Below are 13,204 nucleotides of genomic sequence, written 5' to 3'. Positions count from 1 at the left end.
TGCCTTCGGGCCGACCCGAGCGGGGTCTGGTGCGTGCGGCTGCAAGGCGGAGGAGGGCGTCGACGCGGAGCGTCGGCAACCGACGACAACGCCGCAGACGTGCGTTCCAGACCCCGCGACCCCGGCAAGATCCGGAAGACAGGCCCTAGCAGCAGCGAGCCGCGGGGCCCGTCACATCGCCGACGGGTCCTGCGGTGCCCGGCCCGACAGCACCTCGCCGTACGCCTGCATCAGGTCCGGCAGCCGCAGGGTGGCCAGGTCCTCGCGGGAGAGCGTGCCCGGACAGATGGACAGCCGCAGATCCCGGTAGGCGCAGCTCTTCTCGTACAGCGTGCGCAGGAACCTGCCGTTGCCCAGTTCGTCGAGCCAGCCCTGGTCGACCACGTGCCCGGCGATGGAGCGCAGCTCCTCCAGCGCCTCCTCGTCCCACGCGTCGCCGTTCTCCGCCGCGAGCACCCGGCCGATCTCGGTGAGTTCCACGGGGCGGTAGGAGGGGAAGTCCACCCGGGTGGTGAAACGCGAGGACAGCCCCGGATTGGCGGCCAGCAGGCGGTCCATGCCCTCGGGATACCCGGCGAGGATCACCACCAGATGGTCCCGGTTGTCCTCGGCCCGCTTCAGCAGCACCTGGAGGGCCTCGTCGCCGTAGGCGTCGCCCTTGCCGTACCCGGAGTTGGAGAGCGCGTACGCCTCGTCCACGAAGAGGACTCCGCCGATGGCCGAGTCGATCAGCTCATTGGCCTTCACGGCCGTCTGGCCCAGATACTCCCCGACCAGGTCGGCCCGCTGGGCCTCCACCAGGTGGTCGCCGCCGAGCAGGCCGAGGGCGTAGAACACCCGGCCCAGGATGCGGGCCACCGTGGTCTTGCCGGTGCCGGACGGGCCGGAGAAGACGAAGTGCCGTTTCGGCGGCTGCACCGGCAGCCCCTGCCCGGCGCGCAGCCGGGCCATGTTCAGCTGCGCGGAGAGCGCCTTGACCTGTCGCTTGACGGGTTCCAGGCCGACCATGCGCTCCAGTTCCGCGAGCGCCTCCTCCAGCAGGCCCGGATCGGTCGGACCGGCCGGCAGGTTCGGGGAGGAGAGGCCGCTCTTGAGCCGGACCGCCCGGTCCGGCACCGAGGGGAGCGGCCCGGTCGGCAGGTCCGGCTCGGACAGCCTGAGGTCGCGGCCCTCGGCCCCGTAGAGGGGGTCCAGCCCGTCCGGGCCGTCCATGGTGTCCTGCCCGGCGCCGGACAGGCTGATCGCCGCGAAGTCGGCGGGGTCGTCGTACTCGTCGCCCTCGGCGATCGCGGCGAGCCGGGCGGAGGTGTCCATGAACGCCGGGTCGACCCGGTGCACGGCCCGGTACAGCGGGAGCGCGGCGGCGCTGCGGCCGGTGCCCTCGTGGGCGCGGGCCAGCCAGTACCGCAGCTCCTTGCGCTGGGGCTGTTCGCTGCGGCAGCGCATCAGGGCGGACGCCAGCAGCGGCTCGGCCTGGCCGTAGGTCTCCAGCCGGACGCGGGCCATGCCGCCGAACAGGCCCGCCTCTATCCCGAGCAGGGGGTCGTCAAGCAGCGGGTCGGTGTGACGGACCAGCTGGTCCCAGTCCTTCACCAGGTAGGCGCGGCAGGCGTGCAGGAACCGCACCTGCGGGTCGGTGTCCACGGGGGGCAGCCCGGCCAGCGCCCGGTCCAGCTCCGGCACATGGCGGCCGTCCAGCCAGTGCGAGGCGTGCGCCAGCAGCAGGTCGCGGGGGCTCTCCAGTACCGGCTGCACCCACCAGCCGAGCCAGTACCAGGAGTTGAGGGCGCGGCGGTGGCGGGCGCGCTGTTCGCCGAAGCGGTCGCGGTGCCGGTACATCCGCAGTAACGCGGTGGTGGTGTCGACCCGGAGGGCGTGCAGTCCGAGCCAGGCGTCGGCCATCCCCGGGTCCATCCGCGCCGCGGCGCGGAACTCCTCCTCCGCCTGCGGGTAGGCGCCCATCGTGTAGGCGTCCACGCCTCGCATCCAGGCGAGGTCGGCCGGGGCCTCGGGGCCCTGGGTGCCGAAGTCCATCACGTCCCCCACGAACCGTGCCCCCCGTTGGTTGCCCACCGGGCAGGCGCTCGGCGGTCGCCGCGGTCGAACCGCTCTACCGCGGACCGGAGTTGCCGGTGCGCGAGGCTGTCGCCAGAAGGTCGCACCGAGGGCATCGTACCCGTGGGGGGACCGGCTGCCGAAGGGTGCCGCAGAGGGCATTCGACGAGGTGGGAGCATGCGGGGCGCATGGGGCGCGGTCACCCAGGGTGATCGGAACGACGCGTTCGGCGCCCCGGAAACCGGCTCCGGGCAGAACGAAGCCCCCGATCACGGGGGAACGATCGGGGGCTTCGTGTCTTCCGGCGCCCCTCGTGGGAGCGCGTGTGGAGAACGTAAGACCTGTACGGGCCCCCGGTCAAGCCGAGTTCAGGCTCCCGGCGAAGTTCCGGTGCCGACTCCTTCACATGTTCGACACACTGCGGATGGCGTGTCACCCTGAGTGAGGAAATGGGCTCGATCGGGCCACGCCGGACCGGCTCACGGGGGGCTCGCGGGTCCTGGCAGTACCTCGTACCCCTGCGGTGTCGCGCGCACCAGGAGGTCCGCGTGGGGGCGCGAGGGGTCGGCGGCGAAGTGCGCGCGCTCCGCCCGCGTCCAGCCGTCCCAGAACTCCCGCTGGGCCTCGCCGTCCCGCCGGCGGCCGCGCGCCCAGGACTCCCGGGCGGGCAGCTCCATCCACAGCAGCGACGCCAGGTGCGGGCGCAGCGCCCGGCGTCCCGCCCCCACCCCCTCCACCAGGATCACGGGGGCGGGCGGCAGCGGGCGCGGCGGGCCGAAGGCGCGCAGGTTCCAGTCGTAGGGGGTGTACCGCGCGCTCTCGCCCCGGCCGAGCGGCTCGATCACCTGGGCGGTCAGGCGGGCGGTCCAGGAGAAGAGTTCGCCGTGGCAGGCGATGTCGTCCAGGTGCAGCACCGGCGCCCCGCCGAGCGCGGCGGCCAGGCGGGCGGCGAAGGTGGACTTGCCGGAGCCCGCGTGCCCGTCGACACCGACGAGCCGGACCGGCCCCAGGGACGGAGTCAGGCCGCGCAGGCGGCCGGCGAGGTCGTGAATGGCGATTCCTGACGTGTGGTGCGGTGTGCGGAGTTCTGCCGGAAAGAGTGTAGTAGGGGCCGATGGGGGCGGTGTCCGGAGGCGGTGAATCGGGACTTCCCGAACCGTGTGCTGAACTTGGGTCAATCGGTGGGGATTTTCGCTCGGAATCCGCCGACCGATATGTGAAATTAGGCGTTCCAGGTGCGTCGGCCGGTGAGTAAGGTGCCTCCTGCACAACTGCGACGCGTCGTATCGGGACGGACAGGGGAGCATGGCCGCGGAGTTATTCGAGGGGCAGTACGTCTGGCACCCGGCGGCCGACGACCGCGTCCTGGCGAGCGTCTGCGTCGACGTCCGCGCCGGGCGTCATCGCTACGCCTACGAGGCCCTCGCCGAGACGCGGTCCGATTTCGCCCTGCGCGCCCACCGTTCGCTGGTGCTGGCCTCGGAGGCGGCGGGCACCGACCTCGTCGAGCGCTGGGTCGCGGAGGAGCCGTCGCCCGAGGCCGCGCTGATGTGGGCCCGCGTCGCCGTGCAGCGCGCGATGCGGGCCGCCGACGCGCGCGACGAACGCGCCGAGGCGCTGGAGCGCATCGCGCTGACCGCCTGCGAGCGCGCCGCCGCCCTCGCCCCCGACGACCCCACCCCCTGGGTCGCCAAGCTGGCCATGGCCCGCCTGCACCAGTTGCGCGAGCCCGCGCCGCAGGGTCTGCTCACCGCGCCGCCCGGCCCCTGGCGGCTGTTCGCCCACATCCTGTCCCTGGACCCCTGGCACCGCGAGGGCCACCACCGCTTCCTCTCTTTCTTCTTCACCCGACACGGCGGCTCGGTCAACGCCGCGTGGGACGTGGCCGCCTTCCTCAGCCAGCGCGCGCCCGCCGACTCCGCGCTCCGGCTGCTGCCGCTGGTCGCGCTGGTGGAGAGCTACAACCCGACCCAGCTGCTCGCCGACCGGGTCTGGGAGCAGCCGCAGTGGCGCTCCACCGCGCTTGCCGCCTACCGCAACTGGCTGCCCGCGGTGCCCCGCAGCCGCTTCACCCCCGTGCTGGACCTGGCCTACCTCGCGCACGCCCTGGTCATGGGCCAGAGCGAGTTCGAGGCACGGGCGGTCTTCGCGGCGATGGGCCCCTACGCCTCGCGCATGCCCTGGAGCGCCTTCGGCGACCCAGCCGAACAGCTCTCCCGGGCCCGGCGCGCCTGCGGCCTGGCCGTCCCCGGGCCCGCCTGAGAACCGCATCCACCGCGTCCACCCCCCAACAGAAAGGCAGATCAGTGTCGGAACGGATATCGCCGCCAGGGGTCAAGGCCCCGGCGGCCGAGGAACCGGTCGTGCTCGACGACGACGCGACCCTCCACGCCATGGGTTATCCGCGCGCTCTGACGCGCCGGTTCAAGGCGTTCGACAATTTCGCGATCTCCTTCACCATCATCAATATCCTCTCGGGTATTTTCTCGTCCTTCGGATTCGGTCTGAGCGCGGGCGGGCCCCGCATTCTCGTGTTCGGCTGGATCGGCGTCTCGGTGATGGTGCTGTTCATCGGAGCCGCCATGGCGGAGGTCGCTTCCGCCTTTCCGACGAGCGGGGCGCTGTATTTCTCCGCCGGTAAACTCGCCAAGCGGCACAAGGGCGCCTGGTCCTGGTTCACCGGGTGGCTGAACTTCGTCGGCCAGATCGGCGGCACCGCCGCCACGGGGTACGCCGCGGCCACCTTCATCCAGGCGTTCGTCGCCCTGCAGTGGACGTCCTACGAGCCCACCGCCCACCAGACGGTGCTGATCACGGCGCTGATCATCGTGCTCCAGGGGCTCGCCAACACCTACACGGTCCAGCTCGTCGCGCTGCTGAACCGGATTTCCGTGTGGTGGCTGCTGATCGGACTCGTGGTGATCGTGGGCGCACTCATCGTGATTCCCGATCATCATCAGTCGGCGTCCTTCGTGACGCATTTCGAGAACAACACCGGCTTCACCAACGGCCTTTACGGCGGCATGCTGGGCCTGCTGGTCACGAGCTGGACCTTCACCGGCTTCGACGGCAGCTTCCACATGTCGGAGGAAACGGTCCAGGCGACGGTCAACGCGCCGAAGGGCATCACCCGCGCCATCGGCTATTCGGCGATCACCGGCCTGATCCTGATGCTCGCGCTCGTCTACAGCATCGGCGACTACGCCAAGGTGGCCGGCTCGGACGCGCCGCCCGTGCAGATCCTCATCGACGGGCTCGGCATCGGCGCGGCCAAGGTCATGCTCCTCATCGTGATCGGCGCCATGCTCTTCTGCGGCCTGGCCAACCTCACCAGCAACACCCGGCAGATCTTCGCCTTCTCCCGCGACGGCGCCATGCCCGGCTCCCGCTGGTGGCACTCGGTCTCGCCGCGCACCCGGACGCCCGTCAAGGCGGTGTGGCTCGCCGTCGGCTGCTCGCTCGCCCTGGTGCTGCCCGGCTGGTGGTCCCACACCGCGTTCACCGCGATCGTCAGCGTCAACGTGGTCGGGCTCTTCCTCGCCTACGCGGTGCCGATCTTCCTGCGGCTGCGGCTCGGCGACGAGTTCCAGCCCGGCCCCTGGCACCTGGGCCGCTGGGGCCGGCCGATCGGCTGGGCCGCGGTGACCTGGATTCTCCTCAGCAGCGTGCTGTTCATGCTGCCGCAGGCGTCCCCGATCACCGTGGACTCCTTCAACTACGCCCCGATCGCGCTCGCGGTCGTGCTGCTCATCGCCACGGTGTGGTGGTTCACCACCGCCCGCCGCCGCTTCCAGGGCCCGGTCAGCTACGGCCGCCCCGACGAGGTCGCGGCGATGGACCTGGTCTGAGCCCCTGGGTGACATGAGCCTGCCATGACGGGGCCCCGGTGCGCGGCTGGACCGCCCGCACCGGGGCCGCGTCATGTCTCCGTACCGCGTCCGCCATTGGCCGAGACCAATATTCGTGGGCGCGGCATGCGCCGAAGTGCTGGCAGGGGCATGTCGCCTGCTCCATAGTTGGCGCACAACCGTGCACCTGACCGTCCCGACCCGGACACCTGGGGGTAGTCGCGCCCATGAGCAGAGCCCAGCAGCCGTCCCGCCGAACCGTCCTCGCCGCGGCCGTCGCCGCCGCGATGGCCGCCGGAGCGGTACCCGCGTCCGCCGCCACCGCACCGGCGGCCGCCGACGCCGGCGACTCGGGCCGCGCGCCCGCCCGACCCGTCGACAACCGCGCCTGGACCACGCACACCGACTGGCGGAGCGGTACCGGACGCGGCGTGCGGACCGTCGCCGGAAGGCGCCCCGGCATCGCCATCGCCGCGCCCGCGGGCCGCGTCGACTACACCGACCCGCACACCGGCACCACCGCCGCCTGGGAGTACGCCACCTGGACCTCCCCGGTCCACCGGCTCCGGGTGCCCGCCACCGAGCTGATCGCCTCCTGGAACGCCGACACCCCGGCCGGCACCTGGCTCCAGATCGAGCTGGAGGCCGCCTACTCCGACGGCACCACCGCGCCCTGGTACGTGATGGGCCGCTGGGCGGCCGGCGACGAGGACATCAAGCGGACCTCGGTGGACGACCAGAGCGACGGCAAGAGCTCGGTGTGGACCGACACCTTCGCCATCGACGACGCGAGCACCGGCCTGCGCGCCGTGGCGTACCGGCTCCGGCTCACCCTGTACCGGGCGCCGGGCACCCGCGCCACCCCGACCGTGTGGCGGACCGGCGCCATGGGCTCCGACGTCCCCGACCGCTTCACCGTCCCGGCCTCCACCCCCGGCCTCGCCCGCGAACTCGTCGTACCCCGCTACTCGCAGGAGATCCACAAGGGGCAGTACCCGCAGTACGACAACGGCGGCGAGGCGTGGTGCAGTCCGACCTCCTCGCAGATGATCATCGAGTACTGGGGCGGCCGGCTCACCCCGGAGCAGCTCGCCTGGGTCGATCCCTCCTACGCCGACCCGCAGGTCGACCACGCGGCCCGGTACACCTACGACCACCAGTACACCGGCTGCGGCAACTGGCCGTTCAACGCCGCCTACGCGGCCACCTTCCCCGGCATCCAGGGCGTGGTGACCCGGCTGACCTCGCTCACCGACCTGGAGACCCTGATCGCGGCGGGCATCCCGGCCATCACCTCCCAGTCCTTCCTCAAGACCGAGCTGACCGGGGCCGGTTACGGCACCTCCGGCCACCTGATGACGGTCATCGGCTTCACCGCCGGCGGCGACGTCATCGCCAACGACCCGGCGTCGCCCAGCGACCCCGAGGTGCGCCGGGTCTACGCCAGGCGCGAGTGGGAGAACATCTGGCTGCGCACCAAGCGGTACGACGCGGAGGGCAAGGTCAGGAGCGGGACGGGCGGCGTCTGCTACCTGTACTTCCCGGCGCACCCGACCCCGCGCCAGTCCCGCGCGCTGGCGGCGGTGGGCGTGCGCTGACCGCCGGGCGGCGGACGGGCTCCGGCCCGCCCGCCGCCCGCCGCGTGCGCCCCCCGCGACGCCCTCCTGGCCGCCCGGCGCCCTCTGCCATACTGCGAAGGTCCCGCCGACTGCCGACACCAGGGTGGAAAGTGAACGTGGGTCAACAGTGCGCCGCCGCCCGCCCTCCGGCCCAGGGCGCGGGCCGCACCGCGGGAGCCCCGGCCGGGGGACGCGCCACCGAACGCTCCGCCGCCCGCCGCGCCGAACTCATCTCCATCGGGCGCGGGCTGTTCGCGGACACCTCCTACGACGCGCTGTCCATGGACGACATCGCCCGCCAGGCCCACGTCGCCAAGGGCCTGATCTACTACTACTTCCGCTCCAAGCGCGGCTACTACCTGGCGATCATCCAGGACTCGGTGGCCGAACTGGTCGCCTCCGCCGCCAGTGGGGCCGAACGCCCGGCCGTGGACCGCCTCCAGCGCACCATCGACGGCTACCTCCGCTTCGCCGAGCACCACCAGGCCGCGTACCGCACGATCGTCAGCGGCGGCGTCGGCTTCGACGCCGAGGTGCACGCCATCCGGGACGGGGTCCGCGAGGCCATCGTCGCCACCATCGCCGACGGCGCCTACGGCCGCACCGACATCGGCCCGCTGGCCCGCACCGGCCTGTTCTCCTGGGTGTGCAGCGTCGAGGGCACCACGCTCGACTGGATCGGCCGCCCGGAGCTGACCCGCGCCGCCCTGGGCGAGCTGCTGGTGAAGACGCTCGGCGGAACCCTGCGCGCCGTCGAGGAGCTGGACCCCTCCTGCCCGGCACCGCCGCCGGCCCGCCGCGACGGCTGAGCGGGCACCCGCGAACCGTCCCGGCTGGATTCTTCGAGTAAGCGGTCGTTAACTGGTGACGGGACGTCCCCGATCGGGCATACTCACGGCACAAGCCGCTGGTCAGCCGCTTCCGAGACCCGGAAGCGGGCCCTCGGCGCAACCGGAGCGATCGCGCGGAGCCGCCCCACCCAAGGCGCACATCCGCCGATGTGCCCGCACAGGGAGGAGTCCGACGCCATGTCCGACCGCGAGACGCAGCCGGTGGAGCGTCAACTGCCCACGGACGAGGCGAGGGATCTGCTCGCCCTGGTCCGGGACATCGCACAGCGCGAGATCGCGCCGAAGGCGGCCGAGGAGGAGGACGCCGGACGCTTCCCCCGCGAGGTCTTCACCCTGCTCTCGGAGGCGGGCCTGCTGGGCCTGCCCTACGACCCCGAGCACGGCGGCGGGGAGCAGCCCTACGAGGTCTACCTCCAGGTGCTGGAGGAACTGGCCGCGGCCCGGCTCACCGTCGGCCTCGGCGTCAGCGTGCACACGCTCGCCTCGTACGCCCTCGCCACCCACGGCACCAAGCAGCAGCGCGTCGAGCACCTGCCCGCCATGCTCGGCGGCGGCCTGCTCGGCGCCTACTGCCTATCCGAGCCGTCCTCCGGCTCGGACGCCGCCTCCCTGCGCACCAGGGCCGTCCGCGACGGCGACGACTGGGTGCTCAGCGGCACCAAGGCGTGGATCACCCACGGCGGCATCGCCGACTTCTACACCGTGATGGCCCGCACCGGCGAGGACGGCCCGCGCGGCATCACCGCGTTCCTGGTGCCCGGCGACGCCGAGGGACTGAGCGCGGCCGCGCCGGAGAAGAAGATGGGGCTCAAGGGCAGCCCCACCGCCCAGATTCACCTGGACGGCGTACGCGTCCCGGACGACCGCCGGATCGGCGACGAGGGCCAGGGCTTCGGCATCGCGCTCTCCGCGCTCGACTCGGGCCGGCTCGGCATAGCCGCCTGCGCCATCGGCGTCGCCCAGGCGGCCCTGGACCAGGCGGTGTCCTACGCGACCGAGCGCCGGCAGTTCGGGCACCCCATCGCCGACTTCCAGGGACTGCGCTTCATGCTGGCCGACATGGCCACGCAGATCGAGGCCGGCCGGGCGCTCTACCTGGCCGCGGCCCGGCTGAAGGACGCGGGCAGGCCGTTCGCCAAGCAGGCCGCCATGGCCAAGCTGCACTGCACCGACACCGCGATGCGGGTCACCATCGACGCCGTGCAGATCCTCGGCGGGTACGGCTACACCGCCGACTTCCCGGCCGAGCGCCACATGCGCGAGGCCAAGGTGCTCCAGATCGTCGAGGGCACCAACCAGATCCAGCGGATGGTCATCGCTCGTCATCTGGCGGGGCCGGAGAGTCGCTGAACTGCCCCCTGCGCACGGTCGGGGCGGCCAGCGCGACCCACTCCGGGTCGTGGCGCCCCGGCAGTGTGCGGCCCCGGTCGGCCCAGACCCGCATCAGCTCGCTGTAGATCGGCGGGTCCGGCTGCTGCGGGGCCGGTTCCGCGGACCGGGGCACGTAGACGCGGCGCTGACGCCCGGTGGCCGTCTGGGTGGGAGTCATGCCCGGCCAACGCGAGCGCGGCCGGGCAGGTCACCGGCGCGCGGAATCGAGCGTCAGTCCAGCGCCGTCCGGACCCCGCCGGAACGCCGCGACCCCGCAGGCGGGGCGCGAGGCGCCCCGGTGCGGGGTCACAGGAGACGGTGGCCGCCCGGACGGCTCAGGCGGCGGCCCGGCCGCGCATGAAGGGCACGCGCATCGGGCGCGAGCCCGGGCCGCCCACGTGCGAGAACGGCTGCGTGCGCCAGTCCAGGCCCTGGGGGAGCGTCAGCAGCAGGGCGGTGTCCTGCTCCTGGGGCGCGGCGGACTCGTCGGCGGGGCGGGCGTCGGCCGCCGCGCGGCCCGTACCGGCGCAGGCCGTCAGCCCGAACGGGTTCCACGGCGACGCGCACAGCGCGTGCTCCGGCAGGCTCTCCTCGTCCGCCAGCAGCGCGATGGGCTGCGCGCAGTCCGGGCAGATGACCCGGTACATCTCGAAGGTGTCGTAGTCGGCGTCGAGGCCGTACGCGTCCGAGGCGTCGGGTTCGACACCCTCCGGCTCGGGCTCGACCACCTGCTGCTGCCGCTTGGCGACGGAGCGAACGGGGCGCTTGACACTCTGCATGGGATTCTCCCCCTAAGGCTGGGCCGTGAAGGCGCTGCGGCCTCGACCACAGCAAGCACTTCCCGGCGGATCTCGGCGGTAACCGCGAGAACCTCACGGAGCGCGTTCAAGTGGTGTGGCGTTCGTCACAGGCTAACGGTGGATATCCGCCCAGATGCCGCGTGCCGCGCCATGAGCGAGCCCCGAAGTGCTCCCGCGCGCACGCGCGCGGGAGCACACGGTAGGTTTTGGCGGCATGGAGGAGCTGGACCGTCAGATCGTGGAGCTGCTCGTCAAGGACGGGCGCATGAGCTACACGGACCTGGGCAAGGCCACGGGCCTGTCCACGTCGGCCGTGCACCAGCGGGTGCGCCGGCTCGAACAGCGGGGCGTCATCCGCGGCTACGCCGCCGTCGTCGACCCCGAGGCCGTCGGGCTGCCGATGACCGCCTTCATCTCGGTCAAACCCTTCGACCCCAGCGCCCCTGACGACATCGCCGAACGGCTCGCGGACGTCCCCGAGATCGAGGCGTGCCACAGCGTCGCAGGGGACGAGAACTACATCCTCAAGGTGCGGGTCGCCACCCCGCACGAACTGGAGGAACTCCTCGCCCGGCTGCGCTCGCTGGCCGGGGTCTCCACCCGCACCACGGTCGTGCTGTCCACCCCGTACGAGGCGCGCCCGCCGAAGATCTCCTGAACCCCGCCCGACACGCGCCCCGGTTCGGGGCGCCTCGCGGGTACGGGAGAGACTGGTGGGCATGAGTGAGCAGCCCGCCGACCCCACGACCGTCCTCCTGCGCCGCGGCGAGGTCCACAGCCCCGCCGACCCCTTCGCCACCGCGATGGTGGTGGAGCGGGGCCAGGTCGCCTGGGTCGGCTCCGAGGGTGCCGCGGACGCCTTCGCCGACGGGGTGGACGAGGTGGTCGACCTCGACGGCGCCCTGGTCACCCCCGCCTTCACCGACGCCCATGTGCACACCACCGCCACGGGACTCGCCCTGACCGGGCTCGACCTGTCCGGCGCGCCCACGCTGGAGGCGGCCCTCGGTCTCGTCCGGGACTTCGCCGCCGCCCGCCCCGCCGACCGGGTGCTGCTGGGCCACGGCTGGGACGCCGCCCGCTGGCCCGGCGGCCGGCCGCCGGCCCGCGCCGAGCTGGACGCCGCCACCGGCGGCCGCCCGCTCTACCTCTCCCGCGCCGACGTCCACTCGGCCGTCGTCAGCAGCGCCCTGCTGGAGCTGGTGCCGGACACGGTGAGCCGCGCCGACGCCCCGCTCACCGCCGACGACCACCACACCGTCCGCGAGGCCGCCCTCGCCGCCCTCACCCCGGCCCAGCGCGCCGAGGCCCAGCGCACCGCGCTCGCCCACGCGGCCTCCCTCGGCATCGGCTCGGTGCACGAGTGCGGCGGCCCGCAGATCTCCTCCGAGGACGACTTCACCGGCCTGCTGAAGCTCGCCGCCGAGGTGCCGGGACCCCGTGTCGTCGGCTACTGGGCCGAGCAGGACGTCGACAAGGCCCGCGAACTGGGCGCGGTGGGCGCGGCCGGCGACCTCTTCGCGGACGGCGCCCTCGGCTCCCACACCGCCTGCCTGCACGAGCCCTACGCCGACGCCCCGCACACCGGAACCGCCTACCTGGACGCCGAGGCGGTCGCCGAGCACGTCGTGGCCTGCACCGAGGCCGGTCTCCAGGCGGGCTTCCACGCCATCGGCGACCGCGCCGTCACCGCCGTCGTCGAGGGCGTGCGCGCCGCCGCAGAGAAGGTCGGCCTCGCCCGCGTCCGGGCCGCCCGGCACCGCGTCGAACACGCCGAGATGCTCACCCCCGGCACCGTCGCCGCCTTCGCCGAGCTGGGCCTGATCGCCTCCGTGCAGCCCGCCTTCGACGCGGTCTGGGGCGGCGACGACGGCATGTACGCCCGCCGCCTGGGCGCCGAGCGGGCCCGCACCCTCAATCCGTACGCGGCCCTGCTGCGCGCCGGGGTGCCCCTCGCCTTCGGCTCCGACAGCCCGGTGACCCCGCTGGACCCGTGGGGCACCGTCCGTGCCGCCGCCTTCCACCGCACGCCCGGGCACCGGGTCTCGGTGCGCGCCGCGTTCACCGCGCACACGCGCGGCGGCTGGCGCGCCATCGGCCGGGACGACGCGGGTGTCCTGGTGCCGGGCGCGCCCGCCGACTACGCGGTCTGGCACACCGGGGACCTGATCGTGCAGGCCCCCGACGACCGGGTGGCGCGCTGGTCCACCGACCCGCGATCGGGCACCCCGGGCCTGCCCGACCTCACCCCCGGCACCGGACTCCCGCTCTGCCTGCGCACGGTGGTGGCGGGGCGGACGGTGTACGTGCGGCCGAGCGAGTGATCTCCCGCCCCCGCCGTCCCGCCGAACGGGTGGCACCGCCCGGCCGCCCGACCTGCGCATCCTCGCCATTTTCCGCATTTTTCCGACATGCGCCCTGTTCAGGGGGGTGTTGACAGCCGACGGCGGCGGGCCGGTAGGTTCGGCCGCGTCCACCACCGGACGTTCGACCGGGGAGTGTTCGCACACTCGTCGCGGCGCCACTGGGTCAGGGCGGTGTGCCGTACCGGGGCACCGTCGACGGCAGCCAGGCGCAGTGCTCGCGCCGACGAGGGAGCGCTCCGGCCGGTCGGCAAGGTGTGACCCGGATGGGGCCCGCGCGCTCAGTAGACAACGGC

The 13,204-nt window shown here is 73.2% G+C and carries 10 protein-coding genes and 1 pseudogene; 7 read left to right on the top strand and 4 right to left on the bottom strand.

From position 1 onward, the window contains the following. Positions 1-171 precede the first annotated feature (171 nt). Together ABZ898_RS28365 and ABZ898_RS28360 are read right to left on the bottom strand one after the other, a co-directional pair. Positions 172-2,034: an AAA family ATPase gene (locus ABZ898_RS28365; RefSeq protein ID WP_361664858.1), complete on the bottom strand. Its 1,863-nt coding sequence runs from the start codon at positions 2,032-2,034 to the stop codon at positions 172-174. Positions 2,035-2,424: 390 nt separating this feature from the next. After that, positions 2,425-3,108: pseudogene (locus ABZ898_RS28360) on the bottom strand (hypothetical protein). A 253-nt stretch (positions 3,109-3,361) separates the two neighbouring features. On the opposite strand from ABZ898_RS28360, the gene ABZ898_RS28355 reads away from it, so the two are divergent. The 5 genes from ABZ898_RS28355 (at position 3,362) to ABZ898_RS28335 (ending at position 9,724) form a co-directional block, all read left to right on the top strand. Beyond that, positions 3,362-4,318, top strand: coding sequence for a hypothetical protein (locus ABZ898_RS28355; protein WP_361664845.1), 957 nt, complete (start codon positions 3,362-3,364; stop codon positions 4,316-4,318). Between the two features lie 44 nt (positions 4,319-4,362). Beyond that, a complete protein-coding gene (locus ABZ898_RS28350; protein WP_361664843.1) occupies positions 4,363-5,904 on the top strand; it encodes an amino acid permease in 1,542 nt (513 codons plus the stop codon). 227 nt (positions 5,905-6,131) lie between these two features. Then, positions 6,132-7,502: a peptidase C39 family protein gene (locus ABZ898_RS28345; protein ID WP_361664840.1), complete on the top strand. Its 1,371-nt coding sequence runs from the start codon at positions 6,132-6,134 to the stop codon at positions 7,500-7,502. Between the two features lie 131 nt (positions 7,503-7,633). Then, positions 7,634-8,332, top strand: coding sequence for a TetR/AcrR family transcriptional regulator (locus ABZ898_RS28340; protein WP_361664837.1), 699 nt, complete (start codon positions 7,634-7,636; stop codon positions 8,330-8,332). Positions 8,333-8,551: 219 nt separating this feature from the next. Next, positions 8,552-9,724: an acyl-CoA dehydrogenase gene (locus ABZ898_RS28335; RefSeq protein WP_361664833.1), complete on the top strand. Its 1,173-nt coding sequence runs from the start codon at positions 8,552-8,554 to the stop codon at positions 9,722-9,724. On the opposite strand, the gene ABZ898_RS28330 is transcribed toward ABZ898_RS28335, so the two are convergent. Both ABZ898_RS28330 and ABZ898_RS28325 read right to left on the bottom strand, forming a co-directional pair. After that, a complete protein-coding gene (locus ABZ898_RS28330) occupies positions 9,687-9,923 on the bottom strand; it encodes a hypothetical protein (protein ID WP_361664830.1) in 237 nt (78 codons plus the stop codon). The two genes, ABZ898_RS28335 and ABZ898_RS28330, sit on opposite strands and share 38 nt — an antisense overlap. Before the next feature lie 157 nt (positions 9,924-10,080). Then, positions 10,081-10,524 carry a hypothetical protein gene (locus tag ABZ898_RS28325; protein WP_361664827.1) on the bottom strand — a complete coding sequence of 148 codons (444 nt, stop codon included), beginning with the start codon at positions 10,522-10,524 and terminating at the stop codon, positions 10,081-10,083. Positions 10,525-10,759: 235 nt separating this feature from the next. On the opposite strand from ABZ898_RS28325, the gene ABZ898_RS28320 reads away from it, so the two are divergent. Beyond that, entirely contained in the window at positions 10,760-11,203 is a 444-nt protein-coding gene (locus ABZ898_RS28320; protein ID WP_361664824.1) for an Lrp/AsnC family transcriptional regulator, read from the top strand. A 61-nt stretch (positions 11,204-11,264) separates the two neighbouring features. Then, positions 11,265-12,869 carry an amidohydrolase gene (locus tag ABZ898_RS28315; protein ID WP_361664821.1) on the top strand — a complete coding sequence of 535 codons (1,605 nt, stop codon included), beginning with the start codon at positions 11,265-11,267 and terminating at the stop codon, positions 12,867-12,869. Positions 12,870-13,204 lie beyond the last annotated feature (335 nt).

Origin of the sequence: Streptomyces sp. NPDC046860 (assembly GCF_040645115.1) — a bacterium.
In the GTDB taxonomy this organism is placed as follows: domain Bacteria; phylum Actinomycetota; class Actinomycetes; order Streptomycetales; family Streptomycetaceae; genus Streptomyces.
The sequence above is the reverse complement of the archived record's forward strand: the minus strand, read 5'-3'. Positions and strand labels throughout refer to the sequence as shown.

Coding starts and splice junctions, on each gene's coding strand:
- ABZ898_RS28365 (WP_361664858.1), bottom strand. CDS start 2,034: ATGGACTTCGGCACCCAGGGCCCCGAGGCCCCGGCCGACCTCGCCTGG.
- ABZ898_RS28355 (WP_361664845.1), top strand. CDS start 3,362: ATGGCCGCGGAGTTATTCGAGGGGCAGTACGTCTGGCACCCGGCGGCC.
- ABZ898_RS28315 (WP_361664821.1), top strand. CDS start 11,265: ATGAGTGAGCAGCCCGCCGACCCCACGACCGTCCTCCTGCGCCGCGGC.
- ABZ898_RS28330 (WP_361664830.1), bottom strand. CDS start 9,923: ATGACTCCCACCCAGACGGCCACCGGGCGTCAGCGCCGCGTCTACGTG.
- ABZ898_RS28325 (WP_361664827.1), bottom strand. CDS start 10,524: ATGCAGAGTGTCAAGCGCCCCGTTCGCTCCGTCGCCAAGCGGCAGCAG.
- ABZ898_RS28320 (WP_361664824.1), top strand. CDS start 10,760: ATGGAGGAGCTGGACCGTCAGATCGTGGAGCTGCTCGTCAAGGACGGG.
- ABZ898_RS28345 (WP_361664840.1), top strand. CDS start 6,132: ATGAGCAGAGCCCAGCAGCCGTCCCGCCGAACCGTCCTCGCCGCGGCC.
- ABZ898_RS28335 (WP_361664833.1), top strand. CDS start 8,552: ATGTCCGACCGCGAGACGCAGCCGGTGGAGCGTCAACTGCCCACGGAC.